General features: G+C 70.0%; 22 protein-coding genes. 16 read left to right on the top strand and 6 right to left on the bottom strand.

What is annotated here, in order from left to right; genetic code table 11:
- The first annotated feature begins 5 nt into the window (after positions 1-5).
- From pspAB to ABTW65_RS15650, 8 genes are all read left to right on the top strand, one after another.
- Positions 6-605: a PspA-associated protein PspAB gene (gene pspAB / locus ABTW65_RS15685; RefSeq protein ID WP_350661584.1), complete on the top strand. Its 600-nt coding sequence runs from the start codon at positions 6-8 to the stop codon at positions 603-605.
- Positions 602-1,396: a class I SAM-dependent methyltransferase gene (locus ABTW65_RS15680; protein ID WP_350661581.1), complete on the top strand. Its 795-nt coding sequence runs from the start codon at positions 602-604 to the stop codon at positions 1,394-1,396. Before pspAB ends, ABTW65_RS15680 begins: the two co-directional genes overlap by 4 nt.
- 60 nt (positions 1,397-1,456) lie before the next feature.
- Positions 1,457-2,182: a response regulator transcription factor gene (locus tag ABTW65_RS15675; protein WP_350661580.1), complete on the top strand. Its 726-nt coding sequence runs from the start codon at positions 1,457-1,459 to the stop codon at positions 2,180-2,182.
- On the top strand, positions 2,179-3,606 hold the full coding sequence (locus tag ABTW65_RS15670) for a sensor histidine kinase (protein ID WP_350661578.1): 1,428 nt from the start codon (positions 2,179-2,181) through the stop codon (positions 3,604-3,606). The genes ABTW65_RS15675 and ABTW65_RS15670 overlap by 4 nt, the downstream gene beginning before the upstream one ends.
- Positions 3,607-3,715: 109 nt before the next feature.
- Positions 3,716-4,483 carry an ABC transporter ATP-binding protein gene (locus tag ABTW65_RS15665; protein ID WP_350661576.1) on the top strand — a complete coding sequence of 256 codons (768 nt, stop codon included), beginning with the start codon at positions 3,716-3,718 and terminating at the stop codon, positions 4,481-4,483.
- Entirely contained in the window at positions 4,483-5,832 is a 1,350-nt protein-coding gene (locus ABTW65_RS15660; protein WP_350661574.1) for an FtsX-like permease family protein, read from the top strand. Before ABTW65_RS15665 ends, ABTW65_RS15660 begins: the two co-directional genes overlap by 1 nt.
- Before the next feature lie 17 nt (positions 5,833-5,849).
- Positions 5,850-7,082, top strand: a complete 1,233-nt coding sequence (locus ABTW65_RS15655; protein WP_350661573.1) for a sensor histidine kinase — start codon at positions 5,850-5,852, stop codon at positions 7,080-7,082.
- A complete protein-coding gene (locus ABTW65_RS15650; protein WP_350661933.1) occupies positions 7,079-7,720 on the top strand; it encodes a LuxR C-terminal-related transcriptional regulator in 642 nt (213 codons plus the stop codon). Before ABTW65_RS15655 ends, ABTW65_RS15650 begins: the two co-directional genes overlap by 4 nt.
- A 33-nt stretch (positions 7,721-7,753) precedes the next feature.
- Here the strand turns inward: ABTW65_RS15650 and nadA are convergent, their stop codons facing one another.
- Together nadA and ABTW65_RS15640 are read right to left on the bottom strand one after the other, a co-directional pair.
- A complete protein-coding gene (gene nadA, locus ABTW65_RS15645; protein WP_350661571.1) occupies positions 7,754-8,926 on the bottom strand; it encodes a quinolinate synthase NadA in 1,173 nt (390 codons plus the stop codon).
- A gap of 63 nt (positions 8,927-8,989) precedes the next feature.
- Positions 8,990-10,039 (bottom strand): DUF695 domain-containing protein, encoded by a 1,050-nt coding sequence (locus tag ABTW65_RS15640; protein ID WP_350661569.1) that lies wholly within the window; start codon positions 10,037-10,039, stop codon positions 8,990-8,992.
- A 94-nt stretch (positions 10,040-10,133) separates the two neighbouring features.
- Between ABTW65_RS15640 and ABTW65_RS15635 the strand changes: the two genes are divergently transcribed.
- Both ABTW65_RS15635 and erpA read left to right on the top strand, forming a co-directional pair.
- Complete coding sequence (locus ABTW65_RS15635; RefSeq protein ID WP_350661567.1) at positions 10,134-11,219, top strand: glycerate kinase family protein; 1,086 nt, start codon at positions 10,134-10,136, stop codon at positions 11,217-11,219.
- A 64-nt stretch (positions 11,220-11,283) separates the two neighbouring features.
- Positions 11,284-11,637 carry an iron-sulfur cluster insertion protein ErpA gene (gene erpA / locus ABTW65_RS15630; RefSeq protein ID WP_350661565.1) on the top strand — a complete coding sequence of 118 codons (354 nt, stop codon included), beginning with the start codon at positions 11,284-11,286 and terminating at the stop codon, positions 11,635-11,637.
- Between the two features lie 76 nt (positions 11,638-11,713).
- Here erpA and ABTW65_RS15625 read toward each other — a convergent pair whose 3' ends face one another.
- Entirely contained in the window at positions 11,714-13,129 is a 1,416-nt protein-coding gene (locus tag ABTW65_RS15625; RefSeq protein ID WP_350661563.1) for an MFS transporter, read from the bottom strand.
- An 86-nt stretch (positions 13,130-13,215) separates the two neighbouring features.
- Between ABTW65_RS15625 and ABTW65_RS15620 the strand changes: the two genes are divergently transcribed.
- The gene (locus tag ABTW65_RS15620; RefSeq protein WP_350661561.1) at positions 13,216-13,812 is read left to right on the top strand and encodes a TetR/AcrR family transcriptional regulator; all 597 of its coding nucleotides are present in this window, start codon (positions 13,216-13,218) and stop codon (positions 13,810-13,812) included.
- 91 nt (positions 13,813-13,903) lie between these two features.
- On the opposite strand, the gene ABTW65_RS15615 is transcribed toward ABTW65_RS15620, so the two are convergent.
- Positions 13,904-14,119, bottom strand: coding sequence for a hypothetical protein (locus ABTW65_RS15615; protein ID WP_350661559.1), 216 nt, complete (start codon positions 14,117-14,119; stop codon positions 13,904-13,906).
- Positions 14,120-14,238: 119 nt separating this feature from the next.
- Here ABTW65_RS15615 and ABTW65_RS15610 point away from each other — a divergent pair, with 119 nt between their 5' ends.
- Positions 14,239-15,222 carry a carbohydrate kinase family protein gene (locus ABTW65_RS15610; RefSeq protein ID WP_350661557.1) on the top strand — a complete coding sequence of 328 codons (984 nt, stop codon included), beginning with the start codon at positions 14,239-14,241 and terminating at the stop codon, positions 15,220-15,222.
- 85 nt (positions 15,223-15,307) lie between these two features.
- On the opposite strand, the gene ABTW65_RS15605 is transcribed toward ABTW65_RS15610, so the two are convergent.
- Together ABTW65_RS15605 and ABTW65_RS15600 are read right to left on the bottom strand one after the other, a co-directional pair.
- The gene (locus ABTW65_RS15605; RefSeq protein ID WP_350661555.1) at positions 15,308-15,544 is read right to left on the bottom strand and encodes a sulfurtransferase TusA family protein; all 237 of its coding nucleotides are present in this window, start codon (positions 15,542-15,544) and stop codon (positions 15,308-15,310) included.
- On the bottom strand, positions 15,541-16,650 hold the full coding sequence (locus tag ABTW65_RS15600; protein WP_350661553.1) for a cysteine desulfurase family protein: 1,110 nt from the start codon (positions 16,648-16,650) through the stop codon (positions 15,541-15,543). Before ABTW65_RS15600 ends, ABTW65_RS15605 begins: the two co-directional genes overlap by 4 nt.
- Before the next feature lie 175 nt (positions 16,651-16,825).
- On the opposite strand from ABTW65_RS15600, the gene ctaC reads away from it, so the two are divergent.
- The 4 genes from ctaC to ABTW65_RS15580 all read left to right on the top strand — a co-directional run bounded on the left by ctaC (position 16,826) and on the right by ABTW65_RS15580 (position 21,175).
- Positions 16,826-17,716 carry an aa3-type cytochrome oxidase subunit II gene (gene ctaC, locus ABTW65_RS15595; protein WP_350661551.1) on the top strand — a complete coding sequence of 297 codons (891 nt, stop codon included), beginning with the start codon at positions 16,826-16,828 and terminating at the stop codon, positions 17,714-17,716.
- Positions 17,713-19,395, top strand: a complete 1,683-nt coding sequence (gene ctaD / locus ABTW65_RS15590; RefSeq protein ID WP_350661549.1) for an aa3-type cytochrome oxidase subunit I — start codon at positions 17,713-17,715, stop codon at positions 19,393-19,395. The genes ctaC and ctaD overlap by 4 nt, the downstream gene beginning before the upstream one ends.
- Before the next feature lie 5 nt (positions 19,396-19,400).
- Positions 19,401-19,817, top strand: a complete 417-nt coding sequence (locus ABTW65_RS15585; RefSeq protein ID WP_350661547.1) for a cytochrome c oxidase subunit 4 — start codon at positions 19,401-19,403, stop codon at positions 19,815-19,817.
- Positions 19,818-19,966: 149 nt separating this feature from the next.
- Positions 19,967-21,175, top strand: a complete 1,209-nt coding sequence (locus ABTW65_RS15580; RefSeq protein ID WP_350661545.1) for a L,D-transpeptidase — start codon at positions 19,967-19,969, stop codon at positions 21,173-21,175.
- Positions 21,176-21,218 lie beyond the last annotated feature (43 nt).

Raw genomic sequence — 21,218 nt, 5'->3', positions numbered from 1 at the left:
CCCTCGTGGGCTTCTGGGATGTCATCACGGGTCGTACGCGACCGAAGCAGGCCAACCTCGACGCACTGTTCGCGGTGCCGACTGCCGCACTCACCATGCAGACCTCGCTCGGCCTGGTCCCGACCGGCGACGGCGCGGTCTGCTACCGGGCCGCGGCGGGGGCAGGGTTCGCCGGGACGCAGAGCGACATCGTCGAGCTGCTCGGCGCCTCCGAGGGCGCGCCGACGGTGACCACGAGCGTCGACGAGTTCGGCTTCACCTGGCTCAGCGTCGACCACGAGCCGCTGGACCCGGACAACCCCGACATCACAGGCCTGGTCACCGACCTGCACGCGGTCAACACCACCCTGGAGATGAACGGCTTCGGCCCCGGCCTGCTGTGCTCGCTGATCGCCTTCCGTGACAGCAGCGCGGGCGCCGACGGGCGCAGCGTCGGCCTGATCTACCTCTACAAGCAGGGCACCTTCTACCCCTTCGTCCCGACCGGCCCGCAGCAGCGCGACAACCTGCTCGAGATCAACGTCCGCAGCGCGGTCGAGGGCGATCTACCGGTCGAGAAGGATCTCTCCCGCTGGCTCGCCGTCTGGGGAGCTCCCGGGCTGTGACCGATTCTGAGGCTGAGACGGAACGGGCGCGGAGCTTCGGCGCGGTCGCGGAGGACTACGAGCGGTTCCGCCCCGGCTACCCCGACGACCTGGTCGCGCTGGTGAGCGACGTCGCCGACGGCCCGGTGCGTCGGGCGATCGAGATCGGCGCCGGCACCGGGAAGGCGACCCGGACGTTCGCGGCCGCGGGCATCGAAGTGGTCGCGACCGACCCCGACGCCGACATGCTCGGGGTGCTTCGGCGCGAGTGCGCCGGGCTCCCGGTGACCACTGTGCGCGCCGCTCTGGAGGAGCTCGACCCGGCGGTCTACGAGCCCTTCGACCTGCTCTACGCGGCCGCCTCGTGGCACTGGACGGCGCCGGCGACGCGGTGGGACCTCGCCACCGCGCTGGTCCGAGACGGGGGAGCGGTGGCCTTCTTCGGCGGCCCGTTCGTGCTGGCCGACGATGAGGTCGCGGTGGTCGAGGAGGAGATGATCGCGGCGTACGCCCCGGCGGGCCGGCACATCCCGCCGCCGTCCGCGGTGGACGCGCCGATGCTGTTCCCGGGGGACGAGATGCTGGCCGACGGCCGGCTGAGCGACGTACGGCAGCGGGAGGTGCCGCGCCGGTTCACCCTCGCTCGAGCGGACTACGTGCGCCACCTCGACACCATCTCCGCGATCCGGATCCTTCCGGCCGCCGACCGGTCCGCGCTCTTCGCCGACCTGGCCGCGGTCCTCCCCGAGCAGGTGGAGGTGCGTGCGGATCTGATGGTCCACACGGCCCGCCGAGCCGTCGGTCAGCGGTGACATCAACACACCACAGTGACCTCACAGGCACCACACAGCAAACCGTCGCATGATGGGGTCATGACTGCTGGAGGAAAGGACCTGACCCGCGCCGACGGCTCGCCGCTGCGGGTGCTCGTCGTGGACGACGAGGTGAACATCGCCGAGCTGATCGCGATGGCGCTGCGGTTCGAGGGCTGGGAGATCACCATGGCCCACTCCGGCTCCAAGGCCGTGGCCGCCGCGAAGGAGACCGCTCCCGACGCGATCGTGCTCGACTGGATGCTCCCCGACTTCGACGGGCTCGAGGTCATGCGCCGGGTCCGGTCCACCAACCCGTCCGTACCCGTCCTCTTCCTCACCGCCAAGGACGCGGTCGAGGACCGGGTCGCCGGGCTGACCGCGGGTGGTGACGACTACGTCACCAAGCCGTTCTCGCTCGAGGAGCTCGTCGCCCGGCTGCGTGGGCTGATGCGGCGGGCGGGCGCGACCCGGGTCGAGGAGCACTCGGTGATCCGCGTCGGCGACCTGACGATGGACGAGGACTCGCGCGAAGTGCATCGTGGCGAGGAGGAGATCACCCTCACCGCCACCGAGTTCGAGCTGCTCCGCTTCCTGATGCGCAACCCGCGCCGGGTGCTGTCGAAGGCCCAGATCCTCGACCGGGTCTGGTCCTACGACTTCGGCGGCCAGGCCAACGTCGTCGAGCTCTACATCTCCTACCTGCGCAAGAAGATCGACGCCGGCCGGGACCCGATGATCCACACGATGCGCGGCGCGGGCTACGTGCTGAAGGCCGCTGAGTGATCCGGCTGCAGCGACTGGTCGCGCCGCTGAGCTCGCGCCTGGTCATCACCGCGGTCTCCCTGGTGCTGGTCGTCTCGCTCCTGATCGCCACCTTCGCCACGATCGCGCTGCGACAGACATTGATGGACCGTCTCGACCGGGACGTCGAGGAGATGTCGCGTCGGATTGGCGGTCCGTCGCCCGCGGGCAATCGCATCGTCGTACCGCCAGGTGCGGTATGGGCCGTCTTCCCTGCGGCCAGCCAGGAGCAGAGCGGGGTCGGGAGCTTTGACCGCGACGCAGAGGACGAACTCTCCGACGCCGACCTGGAGGCGTTGAAGGATGTACGTGTCGACGCTCGCACCCACGATGTGGAGCTTCCCGACGAGGGAGGCTTTCGTGCAGTCGCCCAAGCGGTCACCGTCGATCTGACCGGGGAGAGGGCCGTGCTCGTAATGGGGATGCCGACCGCCGAGGTCGACAACACGATCGAGAGCCTCGTCTTCTGGGAGGCGCTGCTGACCCTGCTGGGTGTCCTGGCCGCCGCGGGCGCCGGCTATGTCGTCGTACGCCGCCAGCTCAGCCCGCTGCGCGAGGTCGCGGCCACCGCGCACACCGTCGCCGCGCTGCCGCTCTCCTCCGGTGAGGTCTCGGTGACCCAACGGGTGCCCGAGCGGCTCACCGACGAGGACACCGAGGTCGGCCAGGTCGGGGCCGCGCTCAACTCGCTGCTCGACCACGTCGAGACCTCGTTGGCCGAGCGTCACCGCAGCGAGCAGCAGGTACGCCAGTTCGTGGCCGACGCCTCCCACGAGCTGCGCACCCCGCTGACCACGATCCGCGGCTACACCGAGCTGGCCCAGCAGCGGCCCGAGGCGGTCCCGACGGCGCTGGGCAAGGTCGAGGAGGAGTCGCTGCGGATGACCGCCCTGGTCGAGGATCTGCTCCTGCTCGCTCGCCTCGACCAGGGCCGTCCGCTCGCCCGCGACTCGGTCGATCTGACCAGGCTGCTCCTCGAGGCCGTCGACGACGCCCGCGTAGTCGCCCCCTCACACACCTGGCGGCTCGAACTGCCGGCCGACGCCGACTCCGGTGACGCCGAGGTGATCGTCACCGGCGACGCCCAGCGCCTCCACCAGGTGATCAGCAACCTGCTCACCAACGAGCGCCGGCACACGCCCGCCGGCACCACGGTCACCGTCCGCGTACGTCCTGATGGTTTCGACGTCCACGACGACGGCCCCGGCTTCCCTCCGGCCCTGGTACCGCACGCCTTCGAGCGCTTCACCCGCGCCGACGAGGCTCGTCAGCGCGACGGCGGCGCCGGTCTCGGCCTCGCGATCGTCCACGCCATCGTCACCTCCCACGGCGGCACCGTGACCCTCGCCAGCGCGCCGGGCGACACCACCATCGCCGTACGCCTCCCGCGCTCGTCGCAGGGATGAGGTGGGGTTTTCCCTACCCGGGTCGGCTCCTTGAGCCCATCGTGGGAGAGCGGCGGGTTCCTTAGCGTCGAAGGGTGACATCAGCCACCCGAAACCCAGGAGCCACCCCATGACCACACCCGCCCTCGAGGTCACCGGCCTCACCAGGACCTACGGCACCGGCGCGGCCGCCGTGACCGCGCTCAACGGGCTCGACCTGGCCTGCGCGCCGGGCACGTTCACCGCCGTGATGGGGCCCTCCGGCTCCGGCAAGTCCACCTTCCTGACCTGCGCCGGAGCGCTGGAGCAGCCGACGGGCGGCCGGGTCGTCATCGCCGGCCAGGACGTCACCGAGCTGACCGAGGCGCGCCGGACCAGGCTGCGCCGTGAGCGGATCGGGTTCGTCTTCCAGGGCTTCCACCTGCTGCCCTACCTCACCGCCGAGCAGAACGTCGCGCTGCCGCGGCGGCTGGCCGGCGGCCGGATCGACGCGGCGGCCCGCCGCCGGATCTGCGACCTGCTCGACCGCGTCGGCCTGGGCGATCGCACCGGCCACCTGCCGGCACAGCTCTCCGGCGGCCAGCAGCAGCGGGTCGCGATCGCCCGGGCGCTGGTGACCGGTCCCGACATCGTCCTCGCCGATGAGCCGACCGGAGCCCTCGACTCCCGCACGGCCGCCTCGGTGCTCGCCCTGCTCCGCAGCCTCGTCCGCGAGCTCGGCGCGACCGTGGTGATGGTGACCCACGACCCGGTCGCCGCTGCGTACGCGGACAGCGTGGTCTTCCTCGTCGACGGCCGTGCCGTGGGGCGGATGGACAACCCTGCCGCGGAGGCCGTCGCCGGCCAGATGGCGCACCTCGACGAGCTCACCGCCCGGGCCGAGCGGGAGATGGTGTGATGTTGTCCCTGGCACTGCGCTCGCTGCGCCATCGCGCCACCGCCATGACCGCGACCTTCCTCGCGATCCTGCTGGGCACGGCGGTGATGGGTTCGTTCACGCCGTTGATCCAGGTCGGGCTCGACTCCGGCACGCCGAGCGCCGAGCGGGAGACCCTGCTCGTCCTCGGCGGGGTGGTCGGAGCCTGGGGCACCGTCATCGCGCTCTTCTCGATCGTCTCCACCGTCGGGGTCACCGTCCGGCAGCGCGAGGTCGAGATCGGCCTGCTGCGCACCGTCGGCGCCGAGCCCCGTCAGGTCCGCACGCTGGTACGGGCGGAGACGCTCGTGGTCGCGCTCGTCGCCGCCGTCCTCGGCGCCCTCGTGGCGAGCCTGACCAGCCGGGCGCTCCTCGACCTGCTGCAGTCCGGTGGCGTCGTCAGCGAGCAGGTCGCCCACTCGGGCGGCTGGATCGCGCTCGCCGCGACCGTCGCCCTGCTCCTGCTCGTCTCCCTGGCCGCCTCCGGCCTGGCCGGGTCACGTGCCTCCCGGGGACCGGCGACCGTCGCTCTCTCCGAAGCCAGGTCGGGCAACGGACGCATCGCCTGGTGGCGGTGGGTGGTGGCCGTGGTCGCCGTCGGCCATGCCACGACCATGGTCGTGATGACCATGGTCGCGGGCAAGGATGCCGCCGACCCGTACGACGCGATGGCGATGACCGGTTCCCTCGGACTCCTGGTCGCGGTGGGTCTCGCCGCCCTGGCGCCGCTGCTGCTGCGGGCCGGGAGCTGGGTGCTGCGGCCGCTGCTGGGCGGCACGAGCGGGCACCTGGCGGCGTACAACACCTCGCGGAGGTCCCACCTGCTCGCCGGGGTGCTCGCCCCGGTGATGGTCCTCTCCGCGGCCGCGGTCAGCATCCTGATGCTGGTCGGGATCGACGAGCGTACGCTGCCCACCGGCCTGCCGCCGGAGGTCACCGAGGGCTACGAGACGATCAACCTGCTCAACAACGTGGTCACCGCGATGATCTGCGCGTTCGCCGCGATCATGGTCGTCAACGCCTTCGCCGCCCTCCTCGCCGACCGGCGCCTGGAGCTGCACCGGCTGCGGCTGCTCGGTGCCACTCCCGGTCAGGTGCGTGGCTCGATCCTCGCCGAGGCCGGTGTGGTCGCCGCGGTCGGCACCGTCATCGGTCTGCTCGCCGCCCAGGCGACGATCGTCCCGTTCGCCTACGTCCGGGGTGAGGGTCTGATCCCCGATGCACAGCTCTGGCTGCCGCCTCTGCTGATCGCCGGAGCCGTGGTGCTCACGCTGGCCTCTGCGGCCGGCGCGACGAGCCGGGCATTACGCACGACGTCCGGCGCTCGCTGATGTCACACTCACTCCTGATGACCGAGTGGGATGCACCGATCCGGACCGTGCGACCGGAGCCGTTCAGCGGGCAGGCGCTCATCGAGCGGCTCCGGCTGACCGGACTGTCGCTGGGCTATGCCCTGATGATGGTGCCCGCCCTGGTGCTGGCGATCCTCACCGTGCTCTCGATCCCGCTCGGGCTGGTGTTCGGCGTCGGCATCGCGATCGCCCTGGGCGCGGTGCCGGCCACCCAGGCCGTCGCCGGGGTGCATCGCCGGGTGAGCGGCATGCTCCTCGGGGAGACGATCCCGGAGACGTACGCGGACCTGAGTGCGCTGCCGGTCCTCACCCGGCCGTTCCGGTGGCTTCGGGACAAGGCGCGGTGGCGCGACTTCGCCTTCTGCTGCTTCTCGGCGACCGGCGGCTTCGTGCTCTCCCTGCTGCCCGCGGCGTTCCTGACCGTGCCGCTGACCTGGCTGATCCTGGCGTTGAGCGGCATCACCTGGGTGGCCTGGATGCTGCTCCTGCTCACCGGCCCGCTGCTGCTGGTCTGGTGGGTGACGACCCCGGGCCTGGTCCGGGCACGGGCGCTGGCCGAGCGTGGCATCTTCGGTCAGGGGGAGGTCGCCACACTGGCCGCCAGGGTGGAGAAGGTCGAGTCGACCCGCGCCGAGACGCTGGACCACTCGGCGGCCGAGCTGCGCCGCATCGAGCGCGACCTCCACGACGGTGCTCAGGCCAGGATCGCCGCCGTCGGGATGAGCGTCGGGCTGGCCGAGAAGCTGATGGCGAGCGACCCGGACGCTGCCGCCGCGCTGCTGCGCGAGGCCCGCGAGACCACGGTGTCCGCGCTGGAGGACCTGCGTGGAGTCGTACGCGGGATCCTGCCGCCCGTGCTCGCCGACCGTGGCCTCGTGGGAGCGGTCCAGGCCCTCACCGTCGGACTGCCGCTGCCGGTCACCGTCGCCATCGAGTTGCCCGGGCGGCTGCCCGACCCGGTCGAGTCGGCGGCCTACTTCGCGGTGGCCGAGTGCCTGGCCAACGCGGTCAAGCACTCCGGCGCCGACCGGGCGTTCGTACGCGGCAGCCACAACGGGCAGCGGCTGCGGATCGTGGTGGGGGACAGCGGCCGTGGCGGCGCCGACGCGACCGGACAGGGGCTCGCCGGGGTCGCATCCAGGCTGGCCGCCTTCGACGGCACCGTCGAGGTCGAGAGCCCCGCCGGTGGACCGACCCTGATCACGCTGGAGGTGCCTTGCCGGATCTGAGGGTGGTCCTGGCCGAGGACCAGGCGCTGCTCCGCGTCGGCCTCACCCGGATCCTCGAGGCAGGCGGGATCGAGGTCGTCGAGGCCGTCGACAACGCGCCTGCCCTGGCCCGGGCTCTGCTCCGGCCGGACGTGGACGCGGCGGTGGTCGACGTACGTCTTCCTCCGTCTTTCACCACCGAGGGCATCACCGCCGCGATCGAGGTCAGGCAGGCGCGGTCGGGGTTTCCGGTGCTGGTGCTGAGCCAGTACGTCGAGCCGCTCTACGCGCGCGACCTGCTCGCCGGGGGAGAGGGCGCGGTCGGCTACCTGCTCAAGGACCGCGTCGCCGATGTCGACGCCTTCCTCGGAGCGGTCCGCCAGGTCGCCGGTGGCGGGACCGTCCTCGACCCGGAGGTCGTGGCCGCGCTCCTCACCCGCCGGGAACGCCCGCTCGACCGCCTCACCGAGCGTGAGCGCGAGGTGATGACGCTGATCGCCGAGGGGCGCTCGAACGCCGCCATCGCCGCTCAGCTCTTCGTCACCGAGAAGGCGGTCGGCAAGCACATCAGCTCGATCTTCACCAAGCTCGACCTGCCCCAGGCCAGCGACGACAACCGTCGCGTGCTCGCGGTCCTGGCCTGGCTCAACGACACCTGACCCGGCGCCGACCTCGGCGCCGGGTGGACAGGGTCAGTCGTCCTGCGTCTTGCCTGGCAGGTCGAGCATGCGCTGGAGGGCGAGCTTGGCGTAGCGCTCGGTGTCGGGGTCGACCTCGATGCGGTTCACGACCTGACCCTCGGCGAGGGACTCGAGGGCCCAGACGAGGTGGGGGAGGTCGATGCGGTTCATCGTCGAGCAGTAGCAGACGGTGCGGTCGAGGAAGACGATCCGCTTGTCGGGGTGGGCGTTGGCGAGGCGCTTGACCAGGTTGAGCTCGGTGCCGATCGCCCAGGCCGACCCGGCGGGAGCGGCCTCGATGGTCGAGATGATGAACTCGGTCGAGCCGACCAGGTCGGCCTTGAGGACGACCTCGTGCTGGCACTCGGGGTGGACCAGGATCTGCACACCCGGGATCTCGGCGCGCAGGTCGTCGATGGTGTCGGGGGAGAAGCGGCCGTGGACCGAGCAGTGGCCCTTCCACAGGATCACCTTCGCCGCCCGCAGCTCCTCCGCGCTGAGGCCGCCACCGGGCTTGAGCGGGTCCCAGACCACGCAGTCGCCCAGGGACATGCCGAGCTTGAGCACGGCGGTGTTGCGGCCGAGGTGCTGGTCGGGGAAGAAGAGGACCTTGGCATCGTCCTTCTGGTCGAAGGCCCACTCCAGCACGGCCTGCGCGTTGGAGGAGGTGCACACGACGCCGTCGTGGCGTCCGCAGAACGCCTTGATGTCGGCGGAGGAGTTCATGTACGTCACCGGCACGACCTGGTCGGCCACACCGGCTTCCGAGAGCGCCTCCCAGGCCTTCTCGACCTGGCCCAGCCGCGCCATGTCGGCCATCGAGCACCCGGCCGCGAGGTCGGGGAGGATGACCGCCTGCTCGGGCGAGGTGAGGATGTCGGCCGACTCGGCCATGAAGTGCACGCCGCAGAAGACGATGTACTCCGCGTCCGGCCGGGCGGCGGCGTCGCGCGCGAGCTTGAAGGAGTCCCCGGTCACGTCAGCGAACTGGATGACCTCGTCGCGCTGGTAGTGGTGTCCGAGGACGAACACCTTCTCGCCGAGCTTCTCCTTGGCGGCGAGCGCGCGCTTGACCAGGTCAGGGTCGGAAGCGGCCGGCAGATCGCCGGGGCACTCGACGCCACGCTCGGAGTTCAGGTCGGTGCCGCGCCCCAGGGGGAGCAGCGGGAGGTCGACAGTCGTCATGATGACGATAATACATGTCGAGGGCTCGCCGGCCCGGTGGCATGGGTCACATGGTGGTACGGATCAGGCACGCAGCGGGCGCACGGCATCCCACCCCGGGTCGGTGTCGACCCGGGTGACGACGTCTCCGTGGACCCAACCGCCGACCGTCTCTTCGAGCCGTTGCGGGGCAGAGGTGGTGGGGTCGACATAGGCGTGGAGAAGGCGTACGCCGTTGGTGGTCTCGTGAGCCACGACGCGGCCGTCGGGGCCGAGGGTCGAGGCGAGCCGGTCCTCGAGCTGGCCGAGCTCGCGCAGGGCGTCGGGCGAGGGGAGACCCCGCTCGGCGAAGCCGACGTAGGGGACCATCACGCCGACGTGATGGGTCAGGTTGGGTGCGGTGACCGGGTGCAGGGGCACGACCGCGCTCGCGATCACCGGTCCCTGGGGGCTCTCCCCGTGGAGCAGGACCCAGGCCGGGTTGCCGTCGGGGTCGACGTACTCCTTGCGGAGGTTGCGTACGGCGACACGCAGCCCGTCGAGGCCGAAGCCGTCGCGGGGGCGGGCGGTGGTGGTCTCGACCTCGCCGATCCACAGTTCCGTGCTGGACTCGCCCAGCGTCGTGTCGAGGGCGTGGAAGGCGACCTGGAGGCGGGCGTCGTCCGCGAGGTCGGGGAAGGCCGGGTGGAAGAGGGTGAGGTCGAAGTGCGCGCCGTTCTGTTTGGCGGCGACCAGGACGTCGGCGAGCCGGATCGCGTCACCGGAAGGGGTGGTGAGCACCGCCTCGACCGGGTCGTCGACGGGCGGGCGCTGGTCGCTGAACTCCCAGGGCGAGACGCCGTCGGGCTCGGGGGCGGCGAGCAGCCAGCGGCGTGCCAGCGCGCGATGGTCTGGGTTGCCGCCGGCCGAGACGACCAGCAGCCGGCCGCCCAACGGCCCGGGGCCGACCTCCCAGCTCAGGCCCGCCTCGATCGCGTCGATCCGCCTGGCCAGCAGCGTGACGAGAGCCTCCTGGTCGTCGGCGTCGAGCGCAGCACCGCAGGCGAGAGCGCCCTTCTGGGCCCACCAGGTCCAGAAGCCATTGATCCGCCTGGTCTCTGAGTCGCCGGCCCCGCGCCGCCCGAAGATCCGCACGAAACGACCTTAACGCGACGCATGCGGAATGGTTACGACTCCGAAAACGTCAGGCGAGACACCCGGACCTTCCGGGCGCAGGTAGGTTTCGGCCATGCGAGTGCTGATCGCCCCCGACAAGTACGCAGGCACGCTCACCGCGTCCCAGGCGGTCGCCGCGATCGCGGAGGGCTGGCGGCGTACGGCGCCCCGCGACGAGCTCTCGCTCGCGCCGATGGCGGACGGGGGGCCGGGCTTCCTCGAGCTGTTGCACGAGGTCCTCGGCGGCGACCTCCACGAGGTCGAGGTCAGAGGCCCGCACGGTGAGCCGGTGACGGCGCAGGTGCTGGTCGACGGCGAGACCGCCTACCTCGAGTCGGCCCAGGCCGCCGGCCTGCACCTGACCGGCGGAAAGGGCGCCGAGCAGGCGAGCTCGTACGGCGTGGGCCAGCTGCTCCTCGCCGCCCGCGACGCCAGCGCGACATCGGTCGTGGTCGGCCTCGGCGGCTCGGGCACCAGCGACGGGGGAGCGGGCCTGCTCGCCGCGCTCGGCGCCACCGCGGACCGGCCGCTCGATGCCGGTGTCGCCGGGCTCGAGGGCATCAGCGAGGTCACGCTCCCCGAGCCGCTGGGCCTCGAGATCGTGATCGCCAGCGACGTCGACAACCCGCTGACCGGGCTCTTCGGCGCGATCAAGGTCTACGGCGCTCAGAAGGGGCTGGCCGAGGAGACCATGCCCCGCTGGGACGGCGCGCTCCAGGACCTGGCCGCCGCCACGTCACGTAAGACCGCCACCGAGAAGGGCGCGGGAGCGGCCGGCGGGATCGGGTTCGCACTGCTGCTCCTCGGCGCCACCCGGCGACCGGGGTTCGACGTCGTCGCCGACCTGCTCGGGCTGCCCGAGCTGGCCTCCCGGACCGACCTGGTGATCACCGGTGAGGGGTCCTTCGACCCGCAGAGCGCGGCCGGGAAGGTGCCGGCCGGGGTGGCGAAGCTGGCCGAGCGGGCGCTGCGGCCCTGCATCGTGCTGGCCGGCAAGGTCAGCATGAGCGGGCGGGAGATGCGTACGCTCGGGATCGACGCCGCCTATTCGCTCGTGGACATCGTCGGCGAGGAGCAGGCGCTCGGCCAGGCGTACGACTCCCTGGTCCAGGTCGCCGCCAGGGTGGCCCGGACGTGGTCCGCCGACCAGCGGGAATAACCGATGATGTGCGACGATTGAGCCTTAAGACACACCCGCACCCACGCACAGGGAGCCCAGCTACATGACCGAGCAGACGACCGAACGCCGCGAAGACTCCATCAACGTGAGCGACGTTGCCGCTTCGAAGGTGAAGAGCCTCCTGGAGCAGGAAGGCCGAGACGACCTCAGCCTGCGCATCTCGGTGCAGCCCGGTGGCTGCTCCGGCCTGCGCTACCAGCTCTTCTTCGACGAGCGCACCCTCGATGGTGACGTCGTCACCGACTTCGACGGTGTCTCCGTCGTCGTCGACCGGATGAGCGTTCCCTACCTCAACGGCGCCATGATCGACTTCGTGGACAGCATCGAGAAGCAGGGGTTCACCATCGACAACCCCAACGCCACCGGCTCCTGCGCCTGCGGCGACTCGTTCCACTGAGTCAGCACAGCCACTGAGCATCAGCGCGAGCGCCCCTGTCCGACTCGGACAGGGGCGCTCGCGCGTTCGGTGACGCTCAGGCAGGGACCGGCGCGGGCCGGCGACCGGCGAACGCGGGCGTCGCCAGGGCCAGCACGAGGAGCACGAGCCCGAAGGCGGTGGAGGCGAGCATCGCGGTCTCCATCGCCGGTTCGACGCCCGCTGCGGAGCGGCTGGTGAACACGGCGGTGAGCGTCGCGACGCCGATCGCCCCGCCGAGCTGCTGCATCGCCTGGAACATCCCGGCGGCGGCACCGGAGTCCTCACCCTCGGCCGCCGCCATGATCGCGGCGCTGGCCGGGGTGAAGAAGAACGGCGCGGTGAAGCCGAAGATGAAGCACGGCAGCAGGACACCGGCCCACAGCGGGGCATCGGCGGCGAGCAGTACGAACGCGACCAGCCCGGCCAGGCCGAGGACGATCCCGAGAACGATCGTGCCGCGGTCACCGACGCGGGTCACCAGCGCCGGCACCAGCCGGGCGCCGATGATCACCGACGCTCCCCACGGGAGGTAGGCCAACCCGGCCTCGAGGGCGTCGAAGTGGCGTACGTCCTGCAGGAAGAGCACCGAGAACGTGAAGAACCCGATCATCATCGCCGGCACCAGGAGCATGCCCGCATAGGGCACGGCGCGGCGGGCGCCGCGGAGAAGCCGGAGCGGTACGACGGGGTGTGCCGCGCGTGACTCCACGGCGACCAGGACGACCAGGGCGAGCAGCGCGAGAGCCAGGGAGCCGAGCACGAGGGGGTCGCCCCAGCCCTCCTGTCCCGCTCGGGTGAGCCCGTGCACCAGAGCGACCATGGTGACCGCCGAGGCGAGCGCACCGGGGATGTCCAGGCGTCCTGGTGTCCGGTCGGCCTCTCGGACGAAGGCCACGGTCCCCACGATGACCGCCGCACCGACGGGCACGTTGATCAGCATCACCCAGCGCCAGTCGAGGGCCACGGTCAAGACACCCCCGGCGACCAGGCCGAGGCAGCTGCCGAGGCTGGAGCCGATGATGAACCACGACATCCCACGCAGTCGCTGCGGCCCTTCGTCGGTGTTCGCGACCAGCAGCACCATGATCGCCGGCCCGGCCAGCGCGGCGCCGATGCCCTGCACGGCGCGAGCTGCGATCAGCAGCTCCCCGGACGGGGCGAGCCCTCCGGCTGCGGAGGCCACCACGAAGACCGCCGCGCCCGCCAGGAGCACGCGGCGGGGGCCGAACATCATCCCGAGCCGTCCGCTGACCAGGAGGAAGCCCGCGAACGCCAGGGCATAGGCGGAGACGACCCACGACAGGCCGACCGCGCTGAGCCCGAACTCCTCGCGGATGTAGGGCAGGGCGACGGTGACGATCACGCCGTCGACCATCAGCATCAGCTGGCAGGTCACCACCGCCGCCACCGCCCAACCTCCGCCGCGGGCACCGGCTCTGTTTCCGGTCTGTGCCTCGTGAAGCTCTGTCATGTCTTCGTACCTCGCTATCATCGGAACCAGGGAGACTCCCCATTTCAAATGTGGGGATAGTCCCCGGTTATTGTCAAGGGGTAATGATGACTGCGACCGAGATCACCGACTGGGAGAGCAGGCGGCCGAAGCGGGCGGATGCGCGCCGCAACTACGACGCCGTCGTCGAGGCGGCGCGAGCGGCTTTCGCGCGCTACGGCGTCGACACCTCGATCGACGAGATCGCGCGTTCCGCGGGGGTCGGGAACGCGACGCTCTATCGGCACTTCCCGACGCGCGACGAGCTCATCTCCGCGGCGCTCGCGGAGAACATGGCGGCGGTGCACAAGCGGGGCACCGAGCTCGCCGGGGCCGAGGAGCCGCTGACGGCCCTGCGGGAGTGGCTGCTGGCGTCGATCGCGCAGATCAGCACCTACGGGGGACTCCCGGGCAGCGTGCTCGACGCTGCCGGCAGGGAGGGGTCGCTGCTCGGAGTGACCTGTGAGCACATGCAGGAGACGACCCGGACGCTGCTCGCCCGGGCGCAGGAGTCCGGTGACATCAGGCAGGACGTACTCATGGACGATCTCTTCGATCTCGCCGCCGGGATCGCCTGGGTCATCAGCCGTGACCGGGCCGCCGGCCCAGACCGCGCCGCGAGGCTTCTCGACCTCGCCCTGGACGGGGTGACCGCGAGGGAGTGACCGGGTCGCGGACATGACGAGAGCCCCTGTGTGTGACAGGGGCTCTCATGTCTGCGGGCAGCCACGACACGCGGTCGCGGCGGCGTCCGACTCAGGTCAGGGCGAGGTCGTCGGCGACGTGTCCGCAGGCCTCGAGCATCGCGGCGTGGCCCGGCTCGCGGGCCTGCATCCGCACGGACGGCGCCGGGCGGGCCGCCTCGCGCACCCGTGGTGCGGGCAGGCGCAGCGCGCTGTCGGCGGCGGCGCAGTCGGCGCAGAGCTGCGCGGGGCTGTCGAGGTCGTCGTACGGAACGCGCATGGCTGTCATGCAAACGACGGTAAGCACTACCAACGGGTAGCAGAAGGCCGACTCAGCGGTAATATTTCATCTTCTGTCTACGGTCGAGCCTTAACGTCGCCCGAGGTCTCGCCGGTAGGGTTCCGCGCATGTCCGGTTCACTCCTGATCGCAGGCTCCATCGCCACTGACCACCTGATGAGCTTCGGCGGAAAGTTCGCCGATTCGCTGGTCGCCGACCAGCTCGACAAGCTCTCGGTGAGCTTCCTGGTCAACGACCTCGAGATCCGCCGCGGTGGCGTCGGCGCCAACATCTCCTTCGGCCTGGCCAACCTCGGTCTGGCGCCGGTGCTCGTGGGTGCGGTCGGCGAGGACTTCGCCGACTACCGCTCCTGGCTCGAGCGCCACGGCGTCAACTGCGACCACCTGCACGTCTCCGAGACGCTGCACACCGCGCGGTTCGTGTGCACCACCGACACCGCGATGGCGCAGTTCGCCAGCTTCTACCCGGGCGCGATGGCCGAGGCGCGCGAGATCGAGCTCGGCCCGATCGCCGACAAGGTCGGCGAGCCGTCCTTCGTGCTGATCGCGCCGGACGACCCCGACGCGATGAAGCGCCACACCCAGGAGGCGCGCCAGCGCGGCTACACCTTCATCTCCGACCCGAGCCAGCAGCTGGCCTTCGGCGACGGCGAGCTCATCCGTGAGCTCGTCGACGGCGCCGCGTACCTGTTCACCAACGAGTACGAGTCGCACGTCCTCCAGCAGAAGACCGGCTGGTCCGCCGACGAGGTCCTCGCGCGCGTCGGCACCCAGGTCACCACGCTCGGCAAGGACGGCGTACGCATCCAGCGCAAGGGCGAGGACGCGATCGAGCTACCGGCCGCGAAGAACGTCAACGCCATCGAGCCCACCGGAGTCGGCGACGCCTTCCGCGCCGGCTTCCTGGCCGCCCTGGCCTGGGACTGCGAGCTCGAGCAGGCCGCCGAGGTCGGCTGCGTCCTCGCCGCCTACTGCGTCGAGACCGTCGGCCCGCAGGAGTACTCCTTCACCGCCGAGGAGTTCGTCGCCCGGGTCCGCGAGTCCTACGGCGACACCGCAGCGGACCAGATCGCCCCGCACATCAAGGCCTGAACTTCTCCGGTGTTTCCTGCACTTCTCTGGCAATGCAACGCCTGAGAAGTGCAGGAGTACCCGGTTAACCGGGTATGCCTACCGCTCAGCTCAGACGGCGTATCCGATAGACGGGTACGCCGTCTTCTGCTTCCACCTCGCCGACGAACTCCTGGCCGCGCATGCGGGCCCAGGCGGGTACGTCGTGGTGGGCGGCCACGTCGTCGGCCGCGACGGCGATGACCTCGCCGACCTCGACGTCGCCGAGGTGGCGGCCGAGCTCGATGATCGGCCGCGGGCAGGCCTGGCCGCGGCAGTCGAGGGTGATGTTGGGCGCGCTCACAGGCCGGCCTCGGCGCGTAGGTCCTTGACGATCCCGGGTAGTGCGTCGAGCACGCGCTCCACATCCTCTCGCGTCGTGTCGCGGGTCAGCGATAGCCGAACGTTACCGTGTGTCAGCGCTCCCATGGCAGCAAGCACGCGAGAGGGTTCGCGGGTGTCGGAGGTGCAGGCCGAGCCGCTGGCGACACCGGCGCCGATGCGGTCCAGCGCGGTCACCAGCGCCTCGCCGTCGACGTACAGCGCCGAGAAGGTGACCAGGTGGGGGAGCCGGTCCTCGGCGGGCCCGGCGACGTCCACGTCGGGGATCTCCGTCCGGACGCGTTCCCTGACCAGCGCGACGAGCTCGTGCTGGCGGGCGTTGACCTCCTCGCGCTCGGCGACGACCGCCTGGAGCGCCGCCGCGGCCGCCAGGGCCCCGGGGATGTTCGTGAACCCCTGGTCCGTACGCGACCACTCATCGCCCGGGAACGGCCAGCGCCACCGGGCGGACCGGCGTACGACCAGCACTCCCACGCCACCGGGGCCACCCCACTTGCGGGCGGAGCCGGCGACCGCGTCTCCGACCGAGGGCAGCGGCAGCCGCCCCATGGCGGCGCCGGCATCGACGAAGAGCGCAGCCGGGCCGGCGGCGGAGGCGACCTCGTCGAGGCGCTGGATGGTGCCGACCTCGTGGTTGGCCTGCTGGACGGCGATCACGTCGACGTCTCCGGCCTCCACCGCGTCACGCACGGCGGCCACGTCGACCCGGGCCTCGCCGTCGACGGCCAGCTCGGTGACGGGGGAGCGCTGCGACCATCGGGCGGCGTCGATGACCGCCTGGTGTTCGACGGCACTGTGACCTATGCCACGTGATCCGAGCCCCAGCAGGCCCGCATGCACGGCGGCGGTCCCCGACGATGTGAAAAGCACCTCATCTCGACGCACCCCCAACGTCTCGGCGACGACCTCGCGGGCGTTGGAGAGCAGCAGTTCGGCGTTGCGCGCCGGCCGGTGGAGGCGGCGCGGGTCGGCGTACCCCTGCTCCGCCGCGGCGAGCAGCACTTCCCGCGCGGCGGGATGGAGCGGTTCGGCCGATGCGGCGTCGAGGTAGGTGAAGCGGTCGGTCACAGAACCCAACGGTAGCCATACGCGACATGAGGAACCCCTGAAGATGAATCCGGAGGCGCTCGCGGTAGTCTGCCGACATCTGAGTGTTCGCATGAGAGAGAGGCTCGTAGTGGGTCTGCACTTGCCAGGGGCCGGAACGACTCCGTCCCACGCCCGCGCCCGACGTGGTGCGCTGGTGGCGACGCTGACGGCCGGCGCCCTCCTGCTGAGTGGCTGTTCGGACGAGGCGGCGCGTTTCGGCTTCCCCGAGCCACGTTCTGAGCAGGGGGATCACAACCTCGCCCTGTGGCAGGGCGCATGGATCGCCGCGTTGATCACGGGTGTCCTGACCTGGGGGCTCATCTTCTGGGCGATCTGGCGCTACCGGCGCCGCAGCGACGCCGACGTCCCGGTCCAGACGCGTTACAACCTGCCGTTGGAGATCTTCTACACGATCGCCCCGGTCCTGATGGTGATCGTGTTCTTCGACCACACCGTCAAGGTTCAGAACGAGATGCTGGACAACGGCAACCCGACCAACGTGATCGAGGTGACCGGCCAGCAGTGGCAGTGGACCTTCAACCACGGCATCGGTGAGCCCGACGTGAGCGCGGACGAGAACCTCGTCGACGACGAGTTCGCCTACGACAGCTACGGCTACGTTGTGGGCACCGGCTCGCACATCCCGACGCTGGTCCTCCCGGAGAAGACCACCACGCGGTTCAACCTGCGCTCGGCCGACGTCATCCACAACTTCGGTGTCCCGGACTTCGGCATGAAGATGGACGTCATCCCGGGTCGGGTGAACCACTACTCGATCACCACGAAGGAGGCCACGGCCACCTTCGACCCGAGCGCGGAGGACCTCATCGAGGGCACCACGTTCCGCGGCGCCTGCTACGAGCTCTGCGGCGTCTACCACGCCCGGATGATCTTCAAGGTCGCGATCGTCTCCGAGAGCGACTACAAGTCCTACGTCGACACGCTGGCGCAGAACGGCTTCGAGGCCGAGCGCCCGCTGCTCGGTGGTGGCAAGTCCACCCGCCCCGCCGACGACATCCCCACTCACGAGGAGGAGGGCGAGTGACCGCCACCGCTGCGCGCCCGGTCACCGAGGGCCGCAAGCCGCTCGGAACGCAGATCTACCAGCTGCTGACCACCACCGATCACAAGCTGATCGGCAAGATGTACCTGGTCACGTCGTTCGTCTGGTTCCTGATCGGCGGCCTGATGGCGCTGCTGATGCGCTCGGAGCTGGCCTTCCCGGGACAGCAGGTCGTCAACGACGAGCTGTTCAACCAGCTGTTCACGATGCACGGCACGATCATGCTGCTGCTCTTCGCGACGCCGCTGTTCTTCGGCTTCTCCAACGTGATCATGCCGCTGCAGATCGGCGCGCCTGACGTCGCCTTCCCGCGGCTCAACATGTTCAGCTACTGGCTCTACCTCTTCGGCAGCCTGATCGCGGCCAGCGGCTTCCTCACCCCGACCGGCGCGGCCGACTTCGGCTGGTTCGCCTACACGCCGCTCTCCAGCGCGCAGTACTCGCCGGGTGTCGGTGGCGACCTGTGGATCATGGGTCTCTACATGGCCGGTCTGGGCACGATCCTCGGCTCGGTCAACTTCATCACCACGATCATCTGCATGCGGGCGCCGGGCATGACCATGTTCCGGATGCCGATCTTCACCTGGAACACCCTGGTCACCGCGCTGCTCGCGCTGATCGCGTTCCCGATCCTCGCGGCCGCGCTGCTGATGCTCGAGTCCGACCGCCAGTTCGGCTCCCACGTCTTCGACGCCGCCCATGGTGGCCCGATCCTGTGGCAGCACCTGTTCTGGTTCTTCGGTCACCCCGAGGTCTACATCATCGCGCTGCCGTTCTTCGGCATCATCTCCGAGATCCTCCCGGTCTTCAGCCGCAAGCCGATCTTCGGCTACGTCGGCCTGGTCGCCGCGACCCTCGGCATCGCGATCCTCTCGGTGGCGGTGTGGGCGCACCACATGTTCGTCACCGGCGCGGTCAACCTGCCGTTCTTCTCCGGCATGACCTTCCTGATCGCGGTGCCCACAGGCGTGAAGTTCTTCAACTGGATCGGCACGATGTGGGGCGGATCGGTCAGCTTCGACACCCCGATGCTCTGGTCGATCGGCTTCCTGACGACCTTCCTCTTCGGTGGTCTGACCGGCATCATCCTGGCGAGCCCGCCGCTCGACTTCCAGGTCTCCGACTCCTACTTCGTGGTCGCGCACTTCCACTACGTGGTCTTCGGAACCGTCGTGTTCGCGATGTTCGCCGGCTTCTACTTCTGGTGGCCGAAGATGACCGGCCGGATGCTCGACGAGCGCCTCGGCAAGGTCCACTTCTGGCTGCTGTTCGTCGGCTTCCACGCGACCTTCCTGGTCCAGCACTGGCTCGGTGTCGAGGGCATGCAGCGACGCATCGCCGACTACCTGCCCAGCGACGGGTTCACCTTCCTGAACCAGTTCTCGACGGTGGGCGCGTTCCTGCTGAGCCTGTCGATGCTGCCCTTCTTCTACAACCTCTACATCTCCCGCAACGCCCCCAAGGTCGAGGTGGATGACCCCTGGGGTTGGGGTCGCTCGCTGGAGTGGGCCACCGCCTGCCCGGCGCCGCGCCACAACTTCGTCTCCATCCCGAAGATCCGCTCGGAGTCCCCGGCCTTCGACCTCCACCACCCGGAGATCGCCGCGCTGGAGCACGATGAGGACGATCTCGCCTCCACCAGCTCCAACAAGGAAGGCTGACCCCGATGAAGTCTGAAGCCTGGATCTTCGTGGTCTGCACCGCCTTCATGGTGCTGGTCACGCCGGCCTACTGGTTCGTCACCGCGGCCTCCGAGGAGGGCGGCGACTGGACCGGCACCTCGGCACTGGTGATGTGCACGCTGCTGTTCGCGATGATCACCGTCTACCTCGGCTTCCACGCCATCAAGATGGACCCGCGTCCCGAGGACCGTGAGGACGGCGAGATCGCCGAGGGCGCCGGGGAGTACGGCTTCTTCCCGCCGTTCTCCTGGTGGCCGCTGTGGGCCGGTCTCACCTTCGGTCTGGTGGTCCTCGCCGTCGCGATGGCCGCCTGGTGGCTCCTCATCATCGCCGCCGTGCTCGGCCTCCTGGCCCTCGCCGGCTGGAACTTCGAGTACTACCGAGGCGAGTTCAAGCACTGAGCAGAGAACGTACGCGGGGCCCGATCCGAGATGGATCGGGCCCCGCTTCCCTTCTTGGGAAGCTCTTGGTGATGCCCGGTAGGGTTATCGCGCCCACGTCCCGGTTCAGGGCGTCGGGGTAAATGAATCAGGTCTGGAGCAGTCTCACCGTGTCAACGCAGTCACCGTTTCGCCGCCCGTCCGTGTTTGCCCGCCGCCGGGTGCTGTTGACCACGGCAGCGGCGGCCCTCGCGCCGGTGCTCGCCGCGTGCGGGGCCGACTCGGCCTCGAAGGAGCCCAAGAAGCCCGCCGAGCCGACGGTGCAGATCACGCCCAACATCGAGAACAACGCCACCGGCGTCGCGGTCGACAAGGTCGTGAAGGTCGATGTGGCCAAGGGGCGGCTCGACGAGGTCATGCTGACCGGTGCCAAGGGCACCAAGGTGCGGGGCACGATCACCGAGGACGGGCTCAGCTGGAGCGCGGGCGAGGTGCTCGAGCCGACCGCCTCCTACACCCTCGCGGTCACCGCCACCGGTGACGACGGCCTGGAGCAGACGAGCGAGATCAAGTTCTCGACCGAGGATCTCGGCCTGGACCGTCAGACCTACCCGTCGATCGCGCCGCTCAACGGCGAGACGGTCGGCGTCGGGATGCCGATCATCGTGACGTACGACCTGCCGGTGAAGAACAAGGCCGCCTTCGAGAAGAAGATGATCGTCGAGTCGACCCCGAAGCAGGAGGGGTCCTGGTACTGGGTGAGCGACAAGGAAGCTCACTACCGCCCGCGCACCTACTGGCAGGCCAACTCCACGATCAACGTGAAGCTCAACATCAACTCCGTCCCCGCCGGCGGCGGGATCTTCGGCCAGAAGGACCGCGAGATCACGTTCAAGACCGGTGACGCGCACATCTACAAGGCCAACGCGCAGACCCACCAGATGGAAGTCTTCAAGAACGGGCAGAAGATCAGGACCATCCCGATCACGACCGGCAAGGAAGGGTTCATCACCCGCAGCGGCGTAAAGGTGATCATCGAGAAGTTCAAGCGCAAGACCATGAACTCCGAGACCATCGGGATCAACCAGGGCGACCGGGAGTACTACAACATGGAGGGCGTGAAGTGGGCCATGCGGCTGACGTTCTCCGGTGAGTTCATCCACGGCGCACCGTGGTCGGTCGCGCAGCAGGGCAATGCCAACGTCTCCCACGGGTGCACCGGGATGAGCGACGAGAACGCCAAGTTCCTCTACGACATGACCCGCCGCGGCGACGTCGTCGAGACCGTCGGCACCAACCGCGAGATGACCTTCAGCAACGGCTGGGGCGACTGGAACACCTCCTACGAGGAATACCAGGCGGGGTCTGCACTCGCCTGAGTCGATGTTGTGCATTGCAGCAATTAGCGTGCGACATCATGCG

The sequence above is a fragment of the Nocardioides sp. NPDC127503 genome (assembly GCF_040302165.1).
In the GTDB taxonomy this organism is placed as follows: Bacteria; Actinomycetota; Actinomycetes; order Propionibacteriales; family Nocardioidaceae; genus Nocardioides.
The sequence above is the reverse complement of the archived record's forward strand: the minus strand, read 5'-3'. Positions and strand labels throughout refer to the sequence as shown.